Source organism: Pseudomonas sp. RA_35y_Pfl2_P32, assembly GCF_963970735.1.
In the GTDB taxonomy this organism is placed as follows: Bacteria; Pseudomonadota; Gammaproteobacteria; order Pseudomonadales; family Pseudomonadaceae; genus Aquipseudomonas.
The window spans coordinates 115,629-138,596 of the sequence record NZ_CAXAQF010000006.1 but is presented as its reverse complement, the minus strand read 5'-3'; the positions used below and the strand labels follow the sequence as shown (position 1 = coordinate 138,596).

The window sequence follows — 22,968 nt, the reverse complement described above, 5'->3', positions numbered from 1 at the left end:
AGTCCTCAGCCTTGGTACGAATCGCAGAAGGCTTGCGCCTCGGCGACGTCGAGGGTGCCTTCGTAGATCGCCCGGCCGGTGATGGCGCCGATGATGCCCGGTGCGCGAGCGTCGAGCAGCGACTTGATGTCACCCAGGTTGTGGATGCCACCGGACGCGATCACCGGGATCCGCGTGGCCGCAGCCAGGGCAGCGGTGTACGACACGTTGCAACCCTGCATCATGCCGTCTTTGGCGATATCGGTATAAACGATGGCAGACACGCCGTCGGATTCGAATTGCTTGGCCAGGTCGATGACGTTCACGGTGCTGATTTCAGCCCAGCCGTCAGTGGCGACAAACCCGTCCTTGGCGTCCAGGCCAACAATCACCTTACCCGGGAATGCGCGGCAGGCCTCAGCGACGAACGCCGGATCCTTCACGGCCTTGGTGCCGATGATCACGTAGCTCACGCCCGCCTTGACGTAGTGTTCGATGGTTTCCAGGGAACGGATGCCACCGCCGATCTGGATCGGCAGGTTCGGGTAGCGCTTGGCAATGGCGGTCACCACTTCGCCGTTGACCGGCTGGCCTTCGAACGCACCGTTCAGGTCGACCAGATGCAGGCGACGGCAACCGCCTTCCACCCACTTGGCAGCCATGCTCACCGGGTCATCGGAGAACACCGTGGAATCTTCCATGCGGCCCTGGCGCAGACGTACACAGGCACCGTCTTTGAGATCGATAGCGGGAATAATCAGCATCTGGCAAACCTTCACATTCGATTTTTCAGCATTGCTCGGAAATCAGTTTTTCTCGAGCGCCCACAGGTCGCTTTCGATGCTTTCAAACCTCTCTTTGAGGTGCGTCTGCACATCGAAAATCGCCCTGTTGTAATAGTGCGGAGCAATTTCGCGGGTAAACAGCTCAAGGATTTCGGCCGCTTCGAACGAACCCAGGTCCAGTTCGAAGCGATCCTCCATGAAGCGCTTGATCTTGTGATTGGCCTCGTTCTCCTGTTCGGGAGTGAGGGTCAGGATCGGTGGCTTCTTCTTGGCCATTTACCAGCGACCATCCCACGCCGCGAAGTTCTGCAGCAGCTGCAGGCCATGGGTATGGCTCTTCTCGGGATGGAACTGCACGGCGAAACGCGAGCCTTCGGCCAGCGCAGCGGCGAAATCGACGCCATAGTGACCGCCACCGACCACCTGCCGCGGGTTACCGGCGGCGATGTAGTAGCTGTGCACAAAATAGAAGCGCGCCAGGTTCGGGATGTTGTGCCACAGCGGGTGATCCACCACCTGCTGCACTTCGTTCCAGCCCATGTGCGGGACTTTCAGGTGTTCGCCGTCTTCATGCAGGCCCTTGCCGAAGAACTTCACCGCGCCTGGAAACAGGCCGATGCAGTCAATGCCGTCATTCTCTTCACTGTGTTCGAGCAAGGCTTGCATGCCGACACAGATGCCGAGGAATGGACGGTCCTGGCTGACTTCGCGCACCAGCGAGTCGAAGCCCAGGCGACGGATCTCGGCCATGCAGTCGCGAATCGCACCGACACCGGGGAAAACCACCCGGTCGGCTTCGCGAATCACATTGGCATCGCTGGTGATCAGCACCTTGCCGGCACCTACGTGTTCGAGGGCCTTGGCCACCGAATGCAGGTTACCCATGCCGTAATCGATAACCGCGACCGTCTGCATTACAGGACGCCCTTGGTCGAAGGCATTTGCCCGGCCATGCGCTCATCGAGCTCGACGGCCATGCGCAGGGCGCGGCCGAAAGCCTTGAACACGGTTTCGATCTGGTGGTGGGTGTTGGTGCCACGCAGGTTGTCGATGTGCAGGCTGACGTTGGCGTGGTTGACGAAGCCCTGGAAAAACTCCTGGAACAGATCGACGTCAAAACCACCGACGGTGGCGCGGGTATAGGGAACATGCATCTGCAGGCCCGGACGGCCGGAGAAGTCGATGACCACGCGCGACAACGCTTCATCGAGCGGCACATAGGCGTGGCCATAGCGACGGATGCCTTTCTTGTCGCCGATGGCTTTGCTGAAGGCTTGCCCCAGGGTGATACCGACGTCTTCCACGGTGTGGTGGTCGTCGATATGCAGGTCGCCCTTGCACTCGATATCCAGGTCGATCAGCCCGTGACGGGCGATCTGGTCCAGCATGTGCTCAAGAAAAGGTACACCGATATTAAATCGGGCCTTTCCGGTGCCATCCAGGTTGATCGAGGCTTTGATCTGGGTTTCCAGAGTGTCGCGCTCGACAGACGCCATACGTTCGGCCATCACCAGCTCCGCAAAATCATTGGGCGAAAAAGGCAGCCATTATAGGCACGGCAGCGGCAAACAGAAACACGCCAAGTGATATCCCTGACGGGTAGAAGCCAATGTGGCCGGGGATATACCTGTCATGACAAGCACAGCGATCGCCCCCACACAGCGCGTGGGAGCGATCCGCATCGGGGGATTTAGTGGAAGAGTACTGCCGTCTTCTGCAACGTCACCCACACGCCCCACGCCAGCGGAATCCCCACCACCAGCCAGGCCGCCACGGCCAACGGCACGCTGGCCGACGACGCCTTCCACTCCAGCACCGTGGTGCTGTCGGAGCCTTTGTCGTGACCCAGGGCCTGCTCGGCTGCCAGCTCGGCGTCAGTCATGAAGTACTTGTCTGCCACGGGACGTACCAACAGGTTGCAGAGGAACCCCAGCACCAACAGGCCCGCCAGGATGTACAAGGTGATGTCATAGGCCGCTGCGCGTTCGACGCCAATGCTCAACTGATACTCACGCAGGTAGTTCACCAGCACCGGACCGAGCACGCCCGCCGCCGCCCAGGCCGTCAGCAGGCGACCGTGGATCGCCCCGACCATCTGGGTGCCGAACAGGTCGGCCAGGTACGCCGGCACCGTGGCGAAACCACCGCCGTACATCGACAGGATGATGCAGAAGGCCGCGACGAACAGCGAGATATTGCCCAGGTGCCCGAGGTTCGGGATCAGCGCATACAGGGCAAAGCCCAGGGCGAAGAACACAAAGTAGGTGTTTTTGCGCCCCAGGTAGTCAGAGAACGACGCCCAGAAGAACCGCCCGCCAATGTTGAACAGACTCAGCAACCCGGTAAACCCGGCGGCGATGGCCGCGATCGAGGCCAGTTGCCCGGCGTCCAACTGACCGAATGCCAGTTCGTTACCCAACAACTTGCCGCCGAACACTTCCTGCAACAACGGCGAGGCCATGCCCAGAATGCCGATCCCGGCCGATACGTTGAGGCACAACACCAGCCACACCAGGCGGAACTGCGGGGTTTTCCACGCCACACTCACGTGCACGTGACGGTGGGTAATCATCGCGTTGGCCACTTTTTTCGCCGGCGGGGTCCAGCCCTCAGGCTTCCAGCCGGTCGGTGGCACGCGGTACGACAGCGCCCCGCCGATCATGAACACCAGGTAAATCGCCGCCATCACCAGAAAGCTCTGCCACACGCCGACGCCGCTCGGCGAGGCGAAATGGCCCATCAGCGCAGCCGCCAGTGGCGCGCCGACCATGGCCCCGCCACCAAACCCCATGATCGCCATGCCGGTGGCCATGCCGCGCTTGTCCGGGAACCACTTGATCAAGGTCGACACCGGGGAGATATAGCCCAGGCCCAGGCCGATCCCGCCAATCACCCCGGAGCCGAGCCACATCAGCCAGATCTGATGGGTGTAGATGCCCAGTGCGGAAATCAACAGGCCACCGCACCAGCACAGTGCCGACACTACGCCGGCCTTGCGCGGCCCGGCATGTTCCAGCCAGCCGCCCCAGATAGCTGCCGAGCAACCGAGGAAGATGAAAAACAGGGTATAGATCCAGCCGAGCATCGAGATCGGCCAGTCGCACTGGGACGAGAACACCTGGGCGATAAAGCTCATGTCGGGCGCACACGCCACGGGCGCGGTCACGCCCAGGGCCTTGGACAACGGCAACCAGAACACCGAGAAACCATAGGCCATGCCGATGCACAGGTGAATGGCCAGCGCGGCCGGTGGTACCAGCCAGCGGTTGAAACCGGGCCGGGCGATGATGCGTTCCTTGGACAGGAACGCCGGCGGCGGCGCAATAATGCCCGCCTCAGTGCTCGTGCTCATGTGTGTCTCCCCCAATTATTAGTATGGTTCGCCCCCCTCACCCACAACCTTGTTTGCACATCGGCATGGCCGTTTTATCGAGTGAGGTTCCATTGAGCGCGACAACCGGTCGCAGCACGGCAGGCGGACGGGCGAAGATTACCATTTGCCCGTGATAGAAAAACCAGTCTGATCTGGCGCTTTGCAGGCGATCTGCTCCGATCGCGCGGCCAACAGGCGTTTGATCGCTGGCCGTTTCGCGGACCGCTGCTCGGTGCAACCCGCCAATCCAGGCACCGCCAGCCAAGCCGAAACAGCCACCGGACATACCCTGAAGCGATCACTGACCAGTCGCCAGTTTCGGAGCGCTATACTCTCCGGCTAAATTTCGAATTCGACTCTCTACAAGGACTCGCCCCATGAAAGCGTTCGGCAAAATCCTGGGTCTGGTACTTCTCGGGCTATTGCTGGTCATCGTGGCCCTGGGCTTTGCCCTGACCCACTTCTTTGATCCCAATGACTACAAAGACGAGATTCGCCAGATTGCCCGCGACAAAGCCCACATCGAGCTGACGCTCAATGGCGACATTGGCTGGAGCCTGTTTCCCTGGCTTGGCCTGGAATTGCACGAAGCCAGCGTCGCGACCCTGAACAACCCCAAGGCGCCGTTCGCCGACCTGCAGATGCTCGGCCTTTCGGTGCGAGTCCTGCCATTGCTGCGCCGCGAAGTGCAAATGAGCGACGTCCGGGTCGAGGGCCTGAACCTGCGCCTCAATCGCGACAAGGATGGCCGCGGCAACTGGGAAGACATCGGCAAGGCCGTACCAGTCGCGGGCCAGCCCGAGGCCCCAACCGCTGGCAACGAACCGGCTGGCAGCGCCCCTGCCCCCACGGAGAAACCCGCCCAGCCGATTCGCCTCGACATCGACAGCCTGACCGTCAACAACGCCCGGGTGGAGTTCACCGACGAGCGCACCGGCAAGCAATTCAGCGCCGAGAGCATCCAACTGAGCACCGGGCCCGTGCACGATGCAACCAATATCGACGTCAAGTTGACCGCGTTCCTCTCCAGCAACCAACCTGCGCTGCGGGTGCGCACCGAGCTCAATGGCGAACTGCGTTTCGAACGCGCACTGCAGCGCTACACGCTCGAAGACATGAAGCTGTCGGGGGAACTGACCGGCGAGCCGCTGCAAGGCAAGGCAGTGACCTTTGCCGCCCAAGGGCAGATACACCTCGACCAAGCGGCGAACGTCGCCGAATGGACCGGCATCAAGCTGTCCGTCAATCAGTTACGCGCCCTTGGCGAACTGAAGGCCAATGACCTCGACAAAACCCCGCAAATCAGCGGCGCCCTGTCGATCGCCCAGTTTGACCTGGCCCGGTTCATCGACAGCATCGGCCAGAAACTCCCGCCCATGGCCGAGGACAGCCTGAGCAAAGTCGAACTGGTCAGCCGCCTGGCCGCGACCCCCACCAGCCTGGCGCTGGACAACATCAACCTGAAACTCGATGACAGCACCTTCAGTGGCCGCATCGCCGTCGAGGATTTCGCCAAACAAGCCCTGCGCGTGCAGCTCAAGGCCGACACCTTCAATGCTGATCGCTACCTGCCGCCCAAGTCCGCCGACGCCAACAGCGCAGCGGTGGCCCGCCAGGCGGAAGTCAGCAGCACCGAAGCCGATGCCCTGGCCGGCGCTGGCAGCACCCCGCTGCCCAACGCCCCGACCAAAGGCGCGTGGAGCAACGACAAGCTGATCCCGAGCGAACGCCTGAGCAAGCTCGACCTCGACGCCGACCTGACCTTCGGTCAACTGACCCTCAGTAAATTGCCGATCCACAACGCCGCCCTCAAGGCCACTGGCCAGGGCGGCTTGCTGACCCTGCAAAACCTCGGTGGCGAGCTGTACAACGGCACCTTCAATGCCAAGGGCACCCTCGATGTGCGCCAGCCGGTACCGGCCTTGAGCATGCAGACCGCGATCGACCGGGTGCCCGCGGAAAAAATCCTCGAGAGCCAAGGCAAGACCCCGCCGGTCCAGGGCCTGGTCACGCTCAACAGCCAGCTCACCGCCAGCGGCAACAGCCAGAAAACCTTGATCGACAGCCTCAACGGCAACGCCAGCTTCGTGATCAACAATGGCGTGCTGCTCAACGCCAACCTCGAGCAGCAGCTGTGCAAAGGCATCGCCACCCTCAACCGCAAGACCCTCAGCGGCGAGCCACGGGGCAAGGACACCCCGTTCCAGGAGCTCAAGGGCAACCTGACCCTGCGTAACGGCGTCGCCAGCAACCCGGATCTGAAAGTGCGCATCCCGGGGATGACCGTCAACGGCAACGGCGACGTCGACCTGCGCGTGCTGGGCATGGACTACCGTGTCGGCATCATCGTCGAAGGCGACCAACGCGACATGCCGGACCCGGCCTGCCAGGTTGGCGAGAAATTCGTCGGCATCGAATGGCCGCTGCGCTGCCGGGGGCCACTGGAGCTCGGCGCCAAGGCCTGCCGCCTGGACAACGAGCGCCTCGGCCAAGTCGCCAGCAAACTGGCCGGCAGCAAACTCAGTGAGAAAATCGATGAAAAACTCGGCGACAAGGTCAGCCCGGAACTGAAGAACGCGCTCAAGGGGCTGTTCAAGCGATGAGAGCCGAGCAATTTTCAACGGCGGTGCTGGACTGGTACGACCACCACGGCCGCCACGACCTGCCCTGGCAACAGGGCATCACCCCTTATCGGGTGTGGGTCTCGGAAATCATGTTGCAGCAGACCCAGGTCAGCACCGTGCTGAACTACTTCGACCGCTTCATGGCGTCGTTGCCTACGGTCCAGGCCTTGGCTGCCGCGCCGGAAGACGAAGTGCTGCACCTGTGGACCGGGCTGGGCTACTACACCCGCGCGCGCAACTTGCAAAAGACCGCGAAGATCGTGGTCGAGCAATACGGCGGCGAATTTCCCCAGGATGTGGAAAAACTCACCGACCTGCCGGGCATCGGCCTGTCCACGGCGGGCGCCATCGCCAGCCTGAGCATGGGCCTGCGGGCGCCGATCCTCGATGGCAACGTCAAACGGGTGCTGGCACGTTTTACCGCGCAAGAGGGCTACCCAGGCGAACCCAAGGTGGCCAAGCAGCTGTGGGCCACCGCCGAACGCTTCACCCCCCACGACCGCGTCAACGCCTACACCCAGGCGATGATGGACATGGGCGCCACGCTCTGCACCCGCAGCAAGCCCAGCTGCCTGCTGTGCCCGCTGGAAAAGGGCTGTGAAGCGCACATGCTTGGCCTGGAAACCCGCTACCCGATCCCCAAGCCGCGTAAAACCGTGCCCCAGAAGCGCACATTGATGCCGCTGCTGGCCAACCGTGACGGCGCGATCCTGCTTTACCGGCGCCCCTCCACGGGCCTGTGGGGCGGTTTGTGGAGCCTGCCGGAGCTGGACGACCTCGGCGACCTGGAACACCTGGCCGTGCAACACTCACTGCAACTGGGCGAACACACCGAGCTGCCGAACCTGATCCACACCTTCAGCCACTTCCAGTTGGCCATCGAACCCTGGCTGGTCCAGGTCCAGGAGGCCGGCCATCACGTGGCCGAGGCCGACTGGCTCTGGTATAACCTCGCCACCCCGCCGCGCCTGGGCCTCGCCGCCCCGGTGAAAAAACTGCTCAAGCGCGCGGCCGACGTATTGAACGCAGGAGAGTCGTCATGACCCGCACCATCATGTGCCGCAAGTACAACGAAGAACTGCCGGGCCTGGAGCGCATTCCCTTCCCGGGCGCCAAAGGCCAGGATATTTTTGACCACGTTTCGCAAAAGGCCTGGGCCGACTGGCAAAAACACCAGACCCTGCTGATCAACGAAAAACGGTTGAACATGATGAACGCCGAAGACCGCAAATACCTTCAGGGCGAGATGGACAAGTTCTTCTCCGGCGAGGATTACGCCAAGGCCGAAGGCTACGTGCCGCCTGCCGAGTAATCCCTTGAATACGGGGGTTGGATCGTAAGCGACGGTAATAATTAAATTTTTTATGAAAACTTGCTTGACGACCCCCTGAAAAACCAGTTTAATGCGCCCCGTTGCCCAGATAGCTCAGTCGGTAGAGCAGGGGATTGAAAATCCCCGTGTCGGCGGTTCGATTCCGTCTCTGGGCACCAAATACCGAAAACCCTGAATCGCAAGATTCAGGGTTTTTTTATGCCCGTAGAAAACTGAAGATGCTCAAACATTTTCACAAGGAAAGGCTCTACGCATGGACAAGCCAACCACGGGCAAGCACGACCCATCCGAACCCTTCAAGGCATTGGACAAGGTTTTCGAGTTCATCGAACAGCACAACTGGAAGCTGTTTCACTTCGCCTCCCTGGCTTTCGGCTTCCTGATCTTCCTGATCTATTTCGGCCAAAACCACTTCTACCCCGATTTCGACCTGTTTGGCTTCGTATCGCTTCTGGCGGCGGCAGCCCTCATGGGGTGCGTCATCGTGTTGTTGATTGGCTTTGGCTTTACCGCCCCCGGGTGGATCTGGTCAGAAGTATTCTTCAGCGACAAACCCGTGCATGAAGAGCTGAAGTATCGAATCAACGGCAACACCCCCAAGGCAAATCTCGATCGACGCCTGATCAACCGCTATTTTGTCGCCCCCGGATTCTGCAGCCTCGCCGCCTTGTGGCTGGCTCTATATTTTTTACGGGACGGCCATGCCTTTACCCTAGGCTTGCTGGCCGGGCCACTGGTGATCGGCATCGCGTTCGGCCTGCCCCTGCAAAAAAACTACGAACTACCGGCCTATAGCTGGCTGAAGTTCGCCATCACCGCCTTCCTGACATTCCTTACCGGCAACCTCGTCGCACTGCTGGCAACGACAGCCCTGGCCAGGGGAGCCCCCGGGATGGTCAAAACCATGGGCGAATACCCGTTCATGGCCCTGTGCTTTTTAGCCTTGCTGACGCTCCTCAGCGCAATCACCGCCGTGATCCGGCAAAACCAGCGCCATGTGCTGATCGTCAGCCCACTGCTGGCCCTCCTGCTGATGCTTGGGAGCAACACCTGGAGCACCCTGCCCGGGAAAATCATCAACACGTTGGGGCTCGGCAATTACCAGGCAGAGCAGATACTGCTGAGCAACGAGCTCTGCGAAAAATACCAGGCGATCGACAGCTATGGCGTCAAGGCCGACTGCGCCTTGAACAACGCCCACGTGATCTGGTCGATGGGAGGCCTTAGCGTGATCCAGTGGCCATTTGCGGATCAGTCGATCAAGGTGAAGATCCCCAGCACGGCGATCCTCTCCATCAAACTGGCGGCACCCGGTACACCTGCCCACCCGTAACCCGCCACGATCCCGCCTTCAGTGACAGGGCCGTGGCGGCTCCAGGCAGCTACTGGGCATCATCCCAGTGAAAGACCAGATTGCTTGCGCCGCCACTGCCGATATCCCGATATCCGCGATATCACGCCGCTCCTCGCCATTGCGCGTGGCGATGACCGAATACGTGCCGGCAGGCAGTTTCACGTAGACCAGCGGACCGGCGTTATCCAACGTGAGCACGGTCTGCCCTGGCGCCTTTTGCACCACGACATCGACGTCGGCCGTGTATTGATTCTGCGGGCCCACCGCAAAGGTCATGTGCAGGTTGTAGCCCTGGGTTTGCTCAATGGCTCGGGACTCATCCAGGCCGATACCGCCGGACAAGTAGGTAATCCCGTTTTGCTGCTGTGGCTGGGCTTGCACCCCGGCGCTCTCGATCGGCTCATAACGGGCGGCTGTCGCCAGCAAGGGGAACAGCAACAAACCCACCGCCGTCAGTGGCAACAGGAACGAACGAACATGTTTCATGGTGACAACTCCCGGGCCCTGTAGAACCCAATCGTTATCCCTTTTCGATTTCATCCGGCACGGCCAAGTTTCAGACTGATTTGAACTTGAGCCCACCACGAAACGGACTACAGGACTCACCTTTCGAACGTCGCCCCCTCTGGCTGGATTCCAGCCCATCAGCAGGTCTTTCCTGCAGACTTCCAGGCCCCGCCCTGCATCGCGCCCCACCCCACCCTTGAGACGCTCTCCCGCCATTTCTTCCCGACGCGGATACCCTCATGAGCACCCTCGAACCCCAGCCCCCGGAACCACAGCTTGCCTCACTGCTGGGCAACCTTGGCGACCTGATCCGCGAGGCGCGAGGCAAGGTGTTACGCGCAGTCGATACCACCCAGGTGCAAACCTGCTGGCAAATCGGGCGCCATATCGTCGAGTTCGAGCAGCAGGGCGCCAGGCGGGCCGGGTATGGCAAGCAACTGCTGGCGACACTGGCGAGCGTGCTGACGGCGGAGTTTGGCAAAGGCTTTGATGAGCGCAATCTGCGACACATGCGAGACTTCTACCAAACTTTCCCAATTTGGAACGCAGTGCGTTCCGAATTGTGCTGGTCTCACTACCGTAGGCTTTTGCGCGTTGAAGACGACCACGCCCGCCACTGGTACATGAACGAATCCGCCACCCAGAACTGGTCGACCCGCGCCCTGGAGCGCCAGATCGGCACGCTTTACTACGAACGCCTGCTGGCCAGCCGCGATCGCTCGACCGTGAAGCAGGAAGCCGCGACCCATATCCAGCAACTGCTGAGCACACCCCGGGATTTCGTGCGAGACCCGGTGGTGCTGGAGTTTCTTGGCTTGCCCAATGCGGGCTCGGTCCTTGAAACCGATCTGGAACAAGCCTTGATCAATCAGTTGCAAGGCTTCCTGCTGGAACTGGGCAAGGGTTTCGCCTTCATCGCCCGCCAGCAACGCATCAGCACCGACAGCAAGGACTTCTACATCGACCTGGTGTTCTACAACTACCTGCTCAAGTGCTTCGTCATCTTCGACATCAAGCGCGGCGAACTGACCCACCAGGATGTGGGCCAGATGGACATGTACGTGCGCATGTACGACGACCTCAAGCGCGGCCCGGAAGACGGCCCCACCGTGGGCATCATCCTTTGCGCGCAAAAGGATGAGTCGGTGGTCCGCTATTCCATGCTGCAAGGTCACGAACAGCTATTCGCCAGCAAGTACAAACTGGTACTGCCCAGCGAGGAAGAACTGCGTGCGGAACTGGACCGTGAGCGGGTCACGCTGGAGCAACGGCTGCTCAACCGACGTCATTGACTTCCCGGGTGGATTGTCCACCCGTCTCAGGAAGACTATGGTTGGCAGCTACCCGCAAAGGTTGCGCGCCAATGAATGTGCAGGAAAGCCCTTCACTGACACCGACTCAAATCGAGCTGGAACTGCCGGCCAAGCCGCTCATGAGCCCCTTCCGGGAGCCTGCCGCCGACGGTTTTACCCTGGGTGGTTTCACCTGGCGGCATGCCACTGCCGACCCGTCCCGGGCCGTGGTGATCATCAACGCCGCCACGTCGGTGCGCTGCCGCCACTACGCGCGCTTTGCCGAGTACCTGTGCACCCATGGCTTCGACGTCATGACCTATGACTACCGGGGGATCGGCGAATCGCGCCCGGCCTCACTGAAAAACCTCGACGCCAGTTGGTCGGACTGGGGCCACCTGGACTTCGAGGCCATGCTCAAGCGCGCCCAGCGCGAGTTTCCCGGCCAGCCCATCGATGTCGTCGGCCATAGCTTTGGCGGCTGTGCTGCGGGGTTGGCGAGTTCGGGGCCGGTGATCCGGCGCCTGGTGACCGTCGGCGCACAGTTCGCGTATTGGCGCGACTACACCCCCGACCTGCGCTGGCGGATGTTCGGCAAGTGGCATGTGGTGATGCCGCTGGTGACCTGGCTCTGCGGTTACTTCCCCGGCAAACGCCTGGGTTGGCTGGAAGACACCCCGGCCGGCGTGGTCCGCGACTGGAGCCGCTCCGCGCCGCGCTTCGAGCAGTGCCCCAGCGGCCGCGTGCTGGCCGCAAAGGTCGGCCAGCTACCTTTCGTCGCCGTCACCGCAAAAACCCTGGCAATCAGCCTCAGCGACGACCCCTACGGCACCGTTGCCGCCATCGAGCGCCTGCTGGGCTACTTCACCCGCAGTGCCAACACGCACTTGCGAATCGACCCGCAAGACATCGGCGAGCAACAAGTCGGACATTTCGGCTTTTTTCGCAGCCCATACCAAGCCACACTATGGCCCATTGCATTGTCCTGGCTGCAACATGGCGAACTGGCCCCCGATCACCCGGGGCGGCGAGTCCCCCGTAGCTGACCGGCCTGCACCCTCTCGACGAAATACGGAACGACGCCCATGGCATCCGCGAACAAGCAGCAAAAACGCGCCACCCGCGCCAAAGCCAAGGCCAAGCAGAACCGCACCCAACGCGCAGCCGCGCCGGTAGACCTGGACCCGAACGACGATCGCATCGACTTCGAGTCAGTGGACCTGACCGAGCTGTTCAAGAAAATGATCGATGCCGAAAAAACCAGCCAGCAGGCCATGTGCAGCGCCTTCCTCGAAGACCCGCTGCTGGAGCTGGTATACGAGCAGGAAGGCGAAGAAGGTGCCATGGACTTCATCCTGGCGGCCTTGATCGAATATCGCCAATGGTCCACCGAGACCGACGAAGCCGGCGCCCTGGCGTGGATCGAATCGCCAGCCTTCCAGGCTGACTACGTGGCGGCGTCCGACGCCATCGCGGCCAACACTCAACCGAAAGCGAACTGAATTACATGGCATCCCCGAACAAACAGCAAAAACGCGCCAAACGCGCCAAGGCCAAGGCCAAGCAGATCCGCATGGTCGGCAGAAAGCCGCTGGCACTGGACGACGAGACAGGCCACCTGGACGCGCCAATCCCCGAGTACACCCTGGCAATGTTCAGCAAGATGCACGCCGCCGAGGCCACCAGCCGCAATGACATGCTGCTGACCCTGCTGTCGAACCTCAGCGAGATCATCAACGAGCACCCAGACCTGCTGGACATGGAAAACGCCGAGAACGAAGCCATGGCCGCCACCCACCTGGCCGCCGACATGCTGATCGACTACCGCATGTGGGCCGACGGCATGGACCGCGAAACCGCCCAGGCCTGGCTCACCGAACCGCAGTTCATCAGCGACTTCGGCAATGCCCTGGACAGCTACCGCGAATCGCTGGGCGAACCGGACGACAAGGCCGAGTAAACCCCGCAACCCGCCAACCAAAACGGCCGCTCGTCATCCCTGACAGCGGCCGTTTTGGTTATCCAACCTGATGCTCAGCACGCCGATGATGAACGGGATCACCGCGCAGGTCAGGCCCGGGAACTGCCACATTCGGTAAGTGATGGTCTCGCCGGCGGCCAGGCGCTTGCGGCGCATGCGCAGTTGCACTTTGCCAGCGCCTTACCGTGCCACCCAGTCACTGGACGCATCGGCGCACAATAAACGTGCCGATCTGGAACGAATGTCCGCTTTGCGCTTCCAACCCCCGGCCAAAGCTGGCACCATCGCGCCTTTTTTTACGCTCCCCCCACGCAAACATGGCTTCAAACAGATGTTCGGTTGTTGATAGCGCGACAGTCTGCTGCGTCGATGCGACAACCGCGCACCACTTCCCGTGTGCACCCCGTGGGGCTGTTGGCCGCCATTCCAACGCTATGCTAGCTTGGCGCCTCGCCAGGAAAGGCTGCCCAACAGCACAGGCACAACCGAACACAATGAGGACCGTACATGGCTGAGGCCACGCCCGCGCTTGAAATCCGCAACTTGCACAAACGCTACGGCCAGCTGGAGGTGCTCAAGGGCGTCTCGCTGACCGCACGCGACGGCGACGTGATCTCGATCCTGGGTTCCTCCGGCTCCGGCAAGTCCACGTTCCTGCGCTGCATCAACCTCCTGGAGAACCCCAACCAGGGGCAGATCCTGGTGGCGGGCGAAGAACTCAAACTCAAGCCGGCCAAAAACGGCGAACTGGTGGCCGCCGACGGCCGGCAGATCAACCGTCTGCGCAGCGAAATCGGCTTTGTGTTTCAAAACTTCAACCTGTGGCCGCACATGAGCGTGCTCGATAACATCATCGAAGCACCGCGCCGCGTGCTGGGACAGAGCAAGGCCGAGGCCATCGAAGTCGCCGAAGCCCTGCTGGCCAAGGTCGGCATCGCCGATAAACGCCACGCGTACCCGGCGCAACTGTCCGGCGGCCAGCAACAACGCGCGGCCATTGCCCGCACCCTGGCGATGCAGCCCAAAGTGATTCTGTTCGATGAACCCACTTCGGCACTTGACCCGGAAATGGTTCAGGAAGTACTAAACGTGATCCGCGCCTTGGCCGAAGAAGGCCGCACCATGCTGCTGGTCACCCATGAAATGGGCTTCGCCCGTCAGGTCTCCAGTGAAGTCGTGTTCCTTCACCAAGGCCTGGTAGAAGAGCAAGGATCGCCACAGCAGGTGTTTGAAAACCCGCTTTCGGCGCGCTGCAAACAATTCATGTCCAGCAACCGCTAACGGAGCTACCCGCATGCAAAACTACAAGAAATTCATCCTGGCCGCGGCCGCCACCCTGGTGTTCTCGGCCAATGCGATGGCCGCCGAAAAACTCAAGATGGGCATCGAAGCGGCCTACCCGCCGTTCAACAACAAGGATGCCAGCGGCCAGGTAGTCGGTTTCGACAAAGACATCGGCGACGCCCTGTGCGCCAAGATGAAAGTCGAGTGCGAAGTCGTCACCTCCGACTGGGACGGCATCATCCCGGCCCTCAACGCCAAGAAGTTCGACTTCCTGGTGTCGTCGCTGTCGATCACCGACGAGCGCAAGCAGGCCGTGGACTTCACTGACCGCTACTACTCCAACAAGCTGCAGTTCATCGCGCCGAAAAACGTCGACTTCAAGACCGACAAGGCCTACCTCAAGGGCAAGACCATCGGCACCCAGCGCGCGACCCTGGCCGGTACCTGGCTGGAAGACACCTACGGTGACGACATCAAGGTCAGCCTCTACGACACCCAGGAAAACGCCTACCTGGACCTGACCTCCGGTCGCGTCGACGGCATCCTGGCCGACAAGTACGCCAACTACGACTGGCTGAAAAGCGAAGCCGGCAAGAACTACGAGTTCAAAGGCGACCCGGTGGTGGAAAGCGACGAAATCGGCATCGCGGTGCGCAAGGGTGACAACGAGCTGCGCAACAAGCTGAACGCCGCCATCAAGGAAATCGTCGCTGACGGCACCTACAAGAAGATCAACGACAAGTACTTCCCGTTCAGCATCTACTGATCCTGACGTGCCTGACCGGCGCGCCCACCCGGCGCGCCGGTCTTTAGCAAAGCCTGCTGCAACTTGAATAGACCTCCATGATTATCGAACTCCAAGGATTCGGCCCGGCGCTCGCCGCTGGCGCGCTGATGACCGTCAAACTGGCTCTCACGGCCTTAAGCCTGGGGCTGGTGCTCGGCCTGCTCGGCGCCTTGGCCAAGACTTCCCCGCACAAGTCACTGCAGTGGCTTGGCGGCACCTACTCGACCCTGGTGCGCGGCATCCCGGAACTGCTGTGGGTGCTGCTGATCTACTTCGGCACCGTCAACCTGATGCGTGCCCTGGGCGAGTTTTTCGGCAAACCTGACCTGGCGCTCAATGCCTTTGCCGCCGGCGTGATCGCCCTCGGCCTGTGCTTTGGCGCCTATGCCACGGAAGTGTTCCGTGGCGCGATCCTGGCCATTCCCAAGGGCCACCGCGAAGCGGGCGTAGCCCTGGGCCTGTCGAAGTGGCGGATCTTCACCCGGCTGATCATGCCGCAGATGTGGCGCATCGCCCTGCCGGGGCTGGGCAACCTGTTCATGATCCTGATGAAGGACACGGCCCTGGTCTCGGTCATCGGCCTGGAAGAAATCATGCGTCACGCGCAAAACGGCGTGACCATGACCAAGCAGCCGTTCACCTTCTATATGGTTGCCGCCTTCATGTACCTGGGCCTGACCGTCATCGCCATGACCGGCATGCACCTGCTGGAAAAACGCGCCGCTCGCGGCTTTGCCCGGAGCAACCAATGAACTGGGAAGTGATCATCAAGTGGCTGCCGAAGCTGGCCCAGGGCGCCACCCTGACCCTGGAACTGGTGGCCATCGCCGTCATCCTCGGCCTGCTGCTGGCGATTCCGCTGGGTATCGCTCGCTCGTCCAAGCGCTGGTACGTTCGCGCCCTGCCCTACGCCTACATCTTCTTCTTCCGCGGCACGCCCCTGCTGGTGCAACTGTTCCTGGTCTACTACGGCCTGGCGCAGTTCGACGCGGTGCGCAACAGCGCAATGTGGCCGTACCTGCGCGATCCGTTCTGGTGCGCTACCGCCACCATGACCCTGCACACGGCCGCCTACATCGCCGAGATCCTGCGCGGCGCGATCCAGGCCATCCCACCGGGTGAAATCGAAGCCGCCCGGGCGCTGGGCATGTCGCGGCCCAAGGCGCTGTTCTACATCATCCTGCCGCGTGCCGCGCGGATCGGCCTGCCGGCCTACAGCAACGAAGTGATCCTGATGCTCAAGGCCAGCGCCCTGGCCAGTACCGTGACCTTGCTCGAACTGACCGGCATGGCCCGCACCATCATTGCCCGCACCTACCTGCCGGTGGAGATCTTCTTCGCCGCTGGCATGTTCTACCTGCTGATGGCCTACGTCCTGGTCCGGGGTTTCAAGCTGCTGGAGCGCTGGTTGCGCGTCGATGCCTGCCAGGGACGCTGAGCCGTCGGTGCTGACGGGCGAGCAACTGCTCGCCCGCTTCCGCGCCCTCGATGCCTTCCTCTGCGAGCACCAGGCACTCTGGCGCCCGCGCCCGTTTACCCAACGCCAGTTGCCGTGGGAAACCGACCACCCGCAACTGGCCCAGTGGCTGCGCCAGCGCACACTGCAACACGCCGAAGACAGCCACAACCACCCTGAACAACTACTCGCGCCGGCCCCTTTCCCGGCGCTGGCCGCACAGTCGGTTGCCCTCAGCGCGCTCGCGCAATTCCCCGCCCACGCCATCGAACCCGCCGCGCCGCGCCTGAACGTCGACGTCCCGGGGCGCAAATGGCAGCAGATCGAAGCCTTTGCCGCCTGCCTGCACTTCGCCGGGCAACCCCGGCACTGGCTGGACTGGTGTGCCGGCAAGGGCCATCTGGGCCGCCGCCTGCTGCAAGCCGGCCAGCAACTGACCTGCCTGGAACATGACCCGGCGCTGATCGCCAGTGGCCAGGCCCTGAGTGCGCACCATCGGCTCACGGCCCAACATCTGCAGCAAGACGTGCTGGCGGCCGATGCGGCGGCCCGGGTCAGCGCCGACCTGACGCCGGTAGCCCTGCACGCCTGTGGCGACCTGCACGTGCGCCTGTTGCAACTGGCCAGCGCCGCCGGCTGCCCACACCTGGCCATCGCCCCGTGCTGCTACAACCGTACCCGCGCCAGCCAGTACCAAGCCCTTTCCAGCGCCGGCAAAGCCTCCAGCCTGCACCTGTCCCTCGACGACCTGGCCCTGCCGCTCAGCGAGACCGTGACCGCCGGCACCCGGGTCCGACGCCAACGTGACAGCTCCATGGCCCGGCGCCTGGGGTTCGACCTGCTGCAGCGGCAACTGCGCGGGCAGAACCAGTACCTGCCCACACCGTCGCTGCCCAGCGCCTGGCTGGACAAACCCTTTGCCGACTACTGCCGCGACCTGGCCGCACTCAAGGACTTATCCACCGTCGGCAGCCAGGACTGGTCGGCGCTGGAAGCCGCCGGCTGGCAACGCCTGGCCGAGGTGCGCAACCTGGAACTGTTGCGCGGCCTGTTTCGCCGCCCCCTGGAACTGTGGCTGGTCCTCGACCGCGCACTGTTCCTCGAATCCCAGGGCTACCAGGTTCGCCTCGGCACCTTCTGCGAAAGCACGCTGACACCGCGCAACTTGCTGCTGCTAGCCGAGCGCCATTAAGGGGCGTTTTGTCGCACCACAGCCTGTGGATAACTCTGTTGATGAAAATCCATATGAGCCTTTGGATCCAAGGCTTTTAGGGCCAAAAGCACCTTGGTCATTTTTTGTTCACATTAAAAAACGAACGAAAAAACAGCCAGTTGCGATTTGTTGAGAATTCCTGCAAAAAATCCTTCATCCAGACCGCCAGACAACAGCCAGTTGTGCATAAGCGTTAAAACCAAAGGACATAACTGCCGAATCCTGGCACCTGACCGGCCAACAATTGCGCCCATCAAAGGCAGTTGCTATACACAGTCATCGGGCGCCCTGCGCGTGCCAACAATCGCCGTATCCGACTGACAGGAAGCGCCAGTGACCTTCATTTCCTATGCTCAGAACTTCGAAGACATTCGCCTGTGGCGCGCCCTGAAGCACTTCGAAAACGGCTTCTACATCGACGTCGGCGCCAACCAGCCCACCGTGGATTCGGTGACCAAGGCGTTTTATGAGCGTGGCTGGACCGGCATCAACATCGAGCCAGTCCAGGTCTACCACGACGCCCTGTGCCAGGAACGGCCCAAAGACATCAACCTGCAATGCGTGGCCGGCGACAACGCCGAGGCCCTGACCTTCTACGCCATCGCCGACACCGGCCTGTCCACCGTAGAAGCCAGCGTCGCCAAGCAGCACCGCGACGCCGGCATGGACGTGCGCAGCCACACCGTGCACTCCCGCACCCTGACCTCGATCTGCGAAGAACACGTCAAAGGCCCGATCCACTTCCTCAAGATCGACGTCGAAGGCCACGAGGAAACCGTGCTGCGCGGCATGGACTTCAGCCAATGGCGCCCCTGGATCATCCTCATCGAAACCCCCTGGACCCGCGACCAGACCTGGGAACAACTGCTGCTCGACGCCGGCTACCACTCGGTGCTGTTCGACGGCCTCAACACCTTCTACCTGGCCGAAGAACACCTGCACTTCAAAGGCGCCTTCGAACTGGCCCCGTGCAACCTCGACGAGTTCCAGTTCTGCTACGGCCACCGCTTCAGCTACCCCCTGACCGACCTGGAAACCGCCCTGCACCACGAACGCCAACGCGCCGACCGCGCCGAAGCCGAACTCCACGCCCTGCGCAACAGCCGCTCCTGGCGAGCCGTCGAAAAGCTCAAGAAAGTGCTGCGCAGGGCCTGACCCTGAGCGCTACGCAAAAATAGTCAGAATTCAGGGGTTTACAGACGCAAAGCAATCGCTATAATCGTCGCCCAACACGCCGGTATAGCTCAGTTGGTAGAGCAACTGACTTGTAATCAGTAGGTCCCGGGTTCGACTCCTGGTGCCGGCACCACATTAGGCTCCATTGCATTCTACTGAATGCTCTGGAAGCCCCGAAAACCCGCCCTTTGGCGGGTTTTTTCGTTCCAGGACCCTCTGTCGGGATCCAACAAAATCCCCCTTCCCCGAGGGTATGTTAGGGGTACTGCGATTTCCCGGTCAGGAGCGCGTACCCCTATGCCACGTCTAGCGATCCCCCTCAGCGACCTGCAATGCCGCACGGCCAAAACCCGCGAACGCGCCTACAAACTGTTCGACGGCGGCGGCATGTACCTTTTCGTCAAACCCAATGGCGTGAAGACCTGGCGCTTGAAGTACACCAAGCCCAACGGCAAGGAAGGTACGCTCATCATCGGCAATTACCCTATCGTTACCCTTTCCGTCGCACGACGTAAGCGAGACGAAGCCAAGGCGTTGCTGCTCGACAACCTCGACCCAATGGAAGAAAAGAAGAAGGCCAAGATCGTAGCCCAGCGGGCGGCACTGCTTTTCGAAACCGTTGCTCTGGAGTGGCACGCCGACATGTCCCGTCGCTGGACTCAAGGCCACGCAAAAACCGTAATGAGCCGACTGCGTACCCACGTCTTCCCGCTGATCGGCCAACGGCCCATCTCCGAACTCGATACCCACGACCTGCTAGAAATCACCCAGCGCATCAAGGAACGCGGCACCATGGATGTGGCGTTAAGGGTACAGAACTACTTATCCACCATCATGCGCGGGGCCAAAAGAGCCCGGCAGATCACCATGAATCCTGCACTGGATCTGGCAGGCTCGATTCACGCGCCGCGCACAGTCCATCGCCCGGCCCTCTCTCTCAACCGCCTACCCGAACTGCTACACCGTATCGACAACTACAACGGCCGCGAGCTGACACGCCTTGCCGTCCTGCTCACGCTGCATGTGTTCGTCCGCTCCAGCGAACTGCGCTTCGCTCGATGGAGTGAGTTCGACCTCCAACGCGCCATGTGGGAAATCCCCGATACACGCGCATCGATTGAAGGAGTACGCAACTCCACGCGAGGGACCAAGATGAACGGCGACATTCAAATGGTTCCGCTATCGCCGCAGGTCATCGAGATTCTGGAGCGCCTGCGCAGCCTCAGTCGCTTTTCAGAGTTGGTGCTACCGGGCGACCACAAGTACTGGAAGCCCATGTCCGAGAACACGGTGAACACCATGCTCCGCAACGTCGGCTATGACACCAGCAAGGACGTGTGCGGCCACGGCTTCAGGACCATGGCCTGTAGCGCCCTACTAGAGTCCGGGTTATGGACCGACGCAGCCATCGAAAGACAAATGAGTCACAAGGAACGCAACCGCGTGCGCGCCGCGTATATCCACAAAGCTGAATTTCTGGAGCAGCGCCGGCTGATCATGGCGTGGTGGAGCAACTACATTGATGCCAATCGCAGCGGCCATGTAACGCCTCACGAATTCGCTCACCCAGTCGGCAACAACATCACCGCCCTACAAAATAGCCGTGGCGCATCCAAACGTGGGTAAGCCTGTGAGATCACCGTTGTCCGCCCTTCCACGCGGGTCCATCCAAGCGGGGCTGCAAAGCCGCCCTGCTTGGATGGACCTCATTTAAAAAATCTAAAGCCCACGCGAATTGTCTGTGGAAAACCATAGATTTCCACCGGTGGATAGTTTCATCCACAGCCGCAGAATTCCCGAAAATTCGAGCCTTGACCCAAATTATCCACAGGCGTAGAAAAGATCGGGCAAAGCGCTGTCGTTGACAGCAACCGAGGTAGCCAGAACCTTTAAGGCTACGCCACACCGTGGTGGTTCTCCCAAAGTGCGATTAGCGTCCGGCGGCTCGCACGGTCACAGCGATGTGATGGATGCCTACTTCTACCCGAGTGCCCACTGTGGCAACTCATACCCTTTTATAGCTGCCCTGCAGCAATCTATTCGCTTGGCCATTTCACTGCGCCAACCTGCGCCCGTCTCTTTCTCCCGGAAAGAGACGGGCGCTCCTACCGCTGCTGCAGCCCATCTCGTACAAGGCTTTGCGGCATTCCCCCTCGTGACAATCGGCGTGACAAACACCGAAGTCACCAGCAACAGCGATGCAGATGAAGGTGCTGCAGCCCACGGAATGGACTGCACCTGACTGACAGTCAGGCAGGCCCCGGTCATCGCATCACTGCCTTCACCAGACTCAGAATCTCGCAGCACCGGTCTCGTCAGCCAGTGCAGCCTCTACCCGCCCACTTCTTCGGAAGTGTTCAGGAGGCCAGATCATGAGATGCCCAAGCTCCCGGTCGTAAAGAGCCGCCAGTCCCGCGTTAGTGGACAACCCTCACAGGTCGCAGGGGCCTTGATCCCTGATAACACTCAACACTCGTGGCGGGATGACGTGGGGAAAGCTTCAAGGGTTTGGCTTCGAGAGGAGTTTGGTTATGGGATTGGTCGGTAGACGGGATGGGCGCAATTTTGGTTATGGTCGGCAACTGAGTTATGCAGGGCCGCAAGCGTTACGCGATCTGTTTGGCGGCGGGCATTACGGCACGGTCAAAGCGCACAGCGATCGCTGGCAGGCGTTTGTGCGCTGGTGTCGGTCGGAGGAAGGGCCGGGGTTTAACGATGCGCGGCAGATTAATTGGCAGACCTTGCTGGACTACGCCGGACATTTGCGCCAACAAGTTGAACAAGGTGAGCTGGCCATCGCCACTGCGCAAAACCGGTTGTCCAGTGTGAATCGGACCATGGCCGCGCTGCGCGGTGATCAGAATGTGAAAGTACCAAGTCCGAGCAAGACTCTGGGAATGCGGCGCACCACTGTTCGTCGTTCAGTGCCGCAAGGCCAAGACCGCGAACAGGTGAAGCGGATCGTAGAGGTACTTTGCGAAAACCAGCAGACGCGCGTCGCGGCCATCGCTCAGTTAGCGCGAGCCACCGGTATGCGTTTGCGTGAGGCGATTTTGGCCGACCTTCCTCGACTGCAACGGGAAGCCGAGCAGCTCGGGAGGATCAACATCCAGGACGGCACCAAAGGGGGCCGTTCGGGTGCGTCGGCGCCTCGCTGGATTACGGTAGATGATCATATTCGTAATGCGCTGAGGTTTGCCGAAAAAGTCTCGCCCGGAGGTAGCCGCAACCTGCTTGCACCGAATGAAAGCCACCTCGATTTCCAAAAGGGGATCGTCCGCCCCGCACGGGAGACCCTCCATGCCCATGGACTCAAAGGCTTTCATGAACTGCGAGCGGCCTATGCTTGCGAACGCTATGAGCAGATTACCCATTATCCCGCACCCATTAACGGGGGCCGTTGTTATCAGATCGACCGGCAACTCGATCAGCAGGCCCGTATACAAATCAGCTACGAGCTGGGGCATGGTCGTATTGATGTGGTATCGGCTTACATTGGTGGTCGAGCATGAGCAAGCCATTCGATATGGAGCTGTTCCTAGTGGGCGTTCTGACCGGGTCGCATACCACGCGCCAGCGCCACCTTCGCCAAGCGAAGGCTATCCATACAGCTATCGCTGAGCGCTGGCAACGCGACAACCCTTGGACTTGGCAGCAAAAGCATCTTGCGTGGTTTCTAAATCATGTGAGCCGGCACGCTGAATCGACGCGCTACTACTATCTGCTGACTATGCATTTACTCATTACTCGCTTAGGTAAATCATGGCAGTTCAAACGATAGGTGGATGTCAGCAACCGACCAAAATTGAACGCTCAAGAATCCG

23 protein-coding genes, 2 tRNA genes and 1 pseudogene are annotated in these 22,968 nt (G+C 61.1%); 19 read left to right on the top strand and 7 right to left on the bottom strand.

Annotation, left to right across the window (positions count from 1 at the left end; genetic code table 11):
* Positions 1 to 5 precede the first annotated feature (5 nt).
* The 5 genes from hisA to AACY45_RS07835 all read right to left on the bottom strand — a co-directional run bounded on the left by hisA (position 6) and on the right by AACY45_RS07835 (position 4,116).
* A complete protein-coding gene (gene hisA, locus AACY45_RS07855) occupies positions 6 to 743 on the bottom strand; it encodes a 1-(5-phosphoribosyl)-5-[(5-phosphoribosylamino)methylideneamino]imidazole-4-carboxamide isomerase (protein WP_166592440.1) in 738 nt (245 codons plus the stop codon).
* Positions 744 to 785: 42 nt separating this feature from the next.
* Positions 786 to 1,040: a DUF2164 domain-containing protein gene (locus AACY45_RS07850; protein ID WP_339544919.1), complete on the bottom strand. Its 255-nt coding sequence runs from the start codon at positions 1,038 to 1,040 to the stop codon at positions 786 to 788.
* Entirely contained in the window at positions 1,041 to 1,679 is a 639-nt protein-coding gene (hisH, locus tag AACY45_RS07845; protein ID WP_339544918.1) for an imidazole glycerol phosphate synthase subunit HisH, read from the bottom strand.
* Entirely contained in the window at positions 1,679 to 2,272 is a 594-nt protein-coding gene (gene hisB / locus AACY45_RS07840; protein ID WP_095167520.1) for an imidazoleglycerol-phosphate dehydratase HisB, read from the bottom strand. Before hisB ends, hisH begins: the two co-directional genes overlap by 1 nt.
* 182 nt (positions 2,273 to 2,454) lie before the next feature.
* Complete coding sequence (locus AACY45_RS07835; protein WP_339544917.1) at positions 2,455 to 4,116, bottom strand: OFA family MFS transporter; 1,662 nt, start codon at positions 4,114 to 4,116, stop codon at positions 2,455 to 2,457.
* A 398-nt stretch (positions 4,117 to 4,514) separates the two neighbouring features.
* On the opposite strand from AACY45_RS07835, the gene AACY45_RS07830 reads away from it, so the two are divergent.
* The 5 genes from AACY45_RS07830 (at position 4,515) to AACY45_RS07810 (ending at position 9,427) form a co-directional block, all read left to right on the top strand.
* Complete coding sequence (locus tag AACY45_RS07830; protein WP_339544916.1) at positions 4,515 to 6,740, top strand: AsmA family protein; 2,226 nt, start codon at positions 4,515 to 4,517, stop codon at positions 6,738 to 6,740.
* Positions 6,737 to 7,804, top strand: coding sequence for an A/G-specific adenine glycosylase (mutY, locus tag AACY45_RS07825; protein WP_339544915.1), 1,068 nt, complete (start codon positions 6,737 to 6,739; stop codon positions 7,802 to 7,804). The genes AACY45_RS07830 and mutY overlap by 4 nt, the downstream gene beginning before the upstream one ends.
* Entirely contained in the window at positions 7,801 to 8,073 is a 273-nt protein-coding gene (locus AACY45_RS07820; RefSeq protein WP_339544914.1) for an oxidative damage protection protein, read from the top strand. The genes mutY and AACY45_RS07820 overlap by 4 nt, the downstream gene beginning before the upstream one ends.
* 103 nt (positions 8,074 to 8,176) lie before the next feature.
* A tRNA-Phe gene (locus AACY45_RS07815) sits at positions 8,177 to 8,252 on the top strand.
* Positions 8,253 to 8,347: 95 nt separating this feature from the next.
* Positions 8,348 to 9,427, top strand: a complete 1,080-nt coding sequence (locus AACY45_RS07810) for a hypothetical protein (RefSeq protein WP_339544913.1) — start codon at positions 8,348 to 8,350, stop codon at positions 9,425 to 9,427.
* A 49-nt stretch (positions 9,428 to 9,476) separates the two neighbouring features.
* On the opposite strand, the pseudogene AACY45_RS07805 reads toward AACY45_RS07810, so the two are convergent.
* A pseudogene (locus AACY45_RS07805) lies at positions 9,477 to 9,934 on the bottom strand (carboxypeptidase regulatory-like domain-containing protein).
* A 260-nt stretch (positions 9,935 to 10,194) separates the two neighbouring features.
* Between AACY45_RS07805 and AACY45_RS07800 the strand changes: the two are divergent.
* The 4 genes from AACY45_RS07800 to AACY45_RS07785 all read left to right on the top strand — a co-directional run bounded on the left by AACY45_RS07800 (position 10,195) and on the right by AACY45_RS07785 (position 13,207).
* A complete protein-coding gene (locus AACY45_RS07800; protein ID WP_339544912.1) occupies positions 10,195 to 11,247 on the top strand; it encodes a PDDEXK nuclease domain-containing protein in 1,053 nt (350 codons plus the stop codon).
* 71 nt (positions 11,248 to 11,318) lie between these two features.
* Entirely contained in the window at positions 11,319 to 12,293 is a 975-nt protein-coding gene (locus AACY45_RS07795; RefSeq protein ID WP_339544911.1) for an alpha/beta hydrolase family protein, read from the top strand.
* Between the two features lie 39 nt (positions 12,294 to 12,332).
* Complete coding sequence (locus AACY45_RS07790; RefSeq protein ID WP_339544910.1) at positions 12,333 to 12,749, top strand: hypothetical protein; 417 nt, start codon at positions 12,333 to 12,335, stop codon at positions 12,747 to 12,749.
* A 5-nt stretch (positions 12,750 to 12,754) separates the two neighbouring features.
* Positions 12,755 to 13,207, top strand: a complete 453-nt coding sequence (locus AACY45_RS07785) for a hypothetical protein (protein WP_339544909.1) — start codon at positions 12,755 to 12,757, stop codon at positions 13,205 to 13,207.
* A gap of 33 nt (positions 13,208 to 13,240) precedes the next feature.
* Here the strand turns inward: AACY45_RS07785 and AACY45_RS07780 are convergent, their stop codons facing one another.
* Entirely contained in the window at positions 13,241 to 13,396 is a 156-nt protein-coding gene (locus AACY45_RS07780; protein WP_339544991.1) for a hypothetical protein, read from the bottom strand.
* A 339-nt stretch (positions 13,397 to 13,735) separates the two neighbouring features.
* On the opposite strand from AACY45_RS07780, the gene AACY45_RS07775 reads away from it, so the two are divergent.
* The 10 genes from AACY45_RS07775 to AACY45_RS07730 all read left to right on the top strand — a co-directional run bounded on the left by AACY45_RS07775 (position 13,736) and on the right by AACY45_RS07730 (position 22,925).
* Positions 13,736 to 14,509, top strand: a complete 774-nt coding sequence (locus AACY45_RS07775) for an ABC transporter ATP-binding protein (RefSeq protein WP_095167396.1) — start codon at positions 13,736 to 13,738, stop codon at positions 14,507 to 14,509.
* A 13-nt stretch (positions 14,510 to 14,522) separates the two neighbouring features.
* Positions 14,523 to 15,278, top strand: a complete 756-nt coding sequence (locus tag AACY45_RS07770) for an ABC transporter substrate-binding protein (RefSeq protein ID WP_339544908.1) — start codon at positions 14,523 to 14,525, stop codon at positions 15,276 to 15,278.
* A 77-nt stretch (positions 15,279 to 15,355) separates the two neighbouring features.
* Positions 15,356 to 16,051: an ABC transporter permease gene (locus AACY45_RS07765; protein ID WP_339544907.1), complete on the top strand. Its 696-nt coding sequence runs from the start codon at positions 15,356 to 15,358 to the stop codon at positions 16,049 to 16,051.
* Entirely contained in the window at positions 16,048 to 16,737 is a 690-nt protein-coding gene (locus tag AACY45_RS07760; RefSeq protein ID WP_339544906.1) for an ABC transporter permease, read from the top strand. The genes AACY45_RS07765 and AACY45_RS07760 overlap by 4 nt, the downstream gene beginning before the upstream one ends.
* Positions 16,718 to 17,947, top strand: a complete 1,230-nt coding sequence (locus tag AACY45_RS07755) for a methyltransferase (RefSeq protein ID WP_339544905.1) — start codon at positions 16,718 to 16,720, stop codon at positions 17,945 to 17,947. Before AACY45_RS07760 ends, AACY45_RS07755 begins: the two co-directional genes overlap by 20 nt.
* 354 nt (positions 17,948 to 18,301) lie before the next feature.
* Positions 18,302 to 19,123, top strand: coding sequence for an FkbM family methyltransferase (locus AACY45_RS07750; RefSeq protein WP_339544904.1), 822 nt, complete (start codon positions 18,302 to 18,304; stop codon positions 19,121 to 19,123).
* Positions 19,124 to 19,201: 78 nt separating this feature from the next.
* Positions 19,202 to 19,277, top strand: a tRNA-Thr gene (locus AACY45_RS07745).
* A gap of 164 nt (positions 19,278 to 19,441) precedes the next feature.
* Complete coding sequence (locus AACY45_RS07740) at positions 19,442 to 20,770, top strand: tyrosine-type recombinase/integrase (RefSeq protein ID WP_339544903.1); 1,329 nt, start codon at positions 19,442 to 19,444, stop codon at positions 20,768 to 20,770.
* A gap of 905 nt (positions 20,771 to 21,675) precedes the next feature.
* Complete coding sequence (locus AACY45_RS07735) at positions 21,676 to 22,656, top strand: integrase domain-containing protein (RefSeq protein WP_339544902.1); 981 nt, start codon at positions 21,676 to 21,678, stop codon at positions 22,654 to 22,656.
* A complete protein-coding gene (locus AACY45_RS07730) occupies positions 22,653 to 22,925 on the top strand; it encodes a hypothetical protein (protein WP_339544901.1) in 273 nt (90 codons plus the stop codon). The genes AACY45_RS07735 and AACY45_RS07730 overlap by 4 nt, the downstream gene beginning before the upstream one ends.
* Positions 22,926 to 22,968: the final 43 nt, after the last annotated feature.

Coding starts and splice junctions, on each gene's coding strand:
- AACY45_RS07850 (WP_339544919.1), bottom strand. CDS start 1,040: ATGGCCAAGAAGAAGCCACCGATCCTGACCCTCACTCCCGAACAGGAG.
- AACY45_RS07740 (WP_339544903.1), top strand. CDS start 19,442: ATGCCACGTCTAGCGATCCCCCTCAGCGACCTGCAATGCCGCACGGCC.
- mutY (WP_339544915.1), top strand. CDS start 6,737: ATGAGAGCCGAGCAATTTTCAACGGCGGTGCTGGACTGGTACGACCAC.
- AACY45_RS07765 (WP_339544907.1), top strand. CDS start 15,356: ATGATTATCGAACTCCAAGGATTCGGCCCGGCGCTCGCCGCTGGCGCG.
- AACY45_RS07735 (WP_339544902.1), top strand. CDS start 21,676: ATGGGATTGGTCGGTAGACGGGATGGGCGCAATTTTGGTTATGGTCGG.
- AACY45_RS07820 (WP_339544914.1), top strand. CDS start 7,801: ATGACCCGCACCATCATGTGCCGCAAGTACAACGAAGAACTGCCGGGC.
- AACY45_RS07775 (WP_095167396.1), top strand. CDS start 13,736: ATGGCTGAGGCCACGCCCGCGCTTGAAATCCGCAACTTGCACAAACGC.
- AACY45_RS07760 (WP_339544906.1), top strand. CDS start 16,048: ATGAACTGGGAAGTGATCATCAAGTGGCTGCCGAAGCTGGCCCAGGGC.
- AACY45_RS07730 (WP_339544901.1), top strand. CDS start 22,653: ATGAGCAAGCCATTCGATATGGAGCTGTTCCTAGTGGGCGTTCTGACC.
- AACY45_RS07785 (WP_339544909.1), top strand. CDS start 12,755: ATGGCATCCCCGAACAAACAGCAAAAACGCGCCAAACGCGCCAAGGCC.
- AACY45_RS07770 (WP_339544908.1), top strand. CDS start 14,523: ATGCAAAACTACAAGAAATTCATCCTGGCCGCGGCCGCCACCCTGGTG.
- AACY45_RS07790 (WP_339544910.1), top strand. CDS start 12,333: ATGGCATCCGCGAACAAGCAGCAAAAACGCGCCACCCGCGCCAAAGCC.
- hisH (WP_339544918.1), bottom strand. CDS start 1,679: ATGCAGACGGTCGCGGTTATCGATTACGGCATGGGTAACCTGCATTCG.
- AACY45_RS07810 (WP_339544913.1), top strand. CDS start 8,348: ATGGACAAGCCAACCACGGGCAAGCACGACCCATCCGAACCCTTCAAG.
- AACY45_RS07795 (WP_339544911.1), top strand. CDS start 11,319: ATGAATGTGCAGGAAAGCCCTTCACTGACACCGACTCAAATCGAGCTG.
- AACY45_RS07835 (WP_339544917.1), bottom strand. CDS start 4,116: ATGAGCACGAGCACTGAGGCGGGCATTATTGCGCCGCCGCCGGCGTTC.
- AACY45_RS07830 (WP_339544916.1), top strand. CDS start 4,515: ATGAAAGCGTTCGGCAAAATCCTGGGTCTGGTACTTCTCGGGCTATTG.
- AACY45_RS07755 (WP_339544905.1), top strand. CDS start 16,718: ATGCCTGCCAGGGACGCTGAGCCGTCGGTGCTGACGGGCGAGCAACTG.
- AACY45_RS07800 (WP_339544912.1), top strand. CDS start 10,195: ATGAGCACCCTCGAACCCCAGCCCCCGGAACCACAGCTTGCCTCACTG.
- hisB (WP_095167520.1), bottom strand. CDS start 2,272: ATGGCCGAACGTATGGCGTCTGTCGAGCGCGACACTCTGGAAACCCAG.
- hisA (WP_166592440.1), bottom strand. CDS start 743: ATGCTGATTATTCCCGCTATCGATCTCAAAGACGGTGCCTGTGTACGT.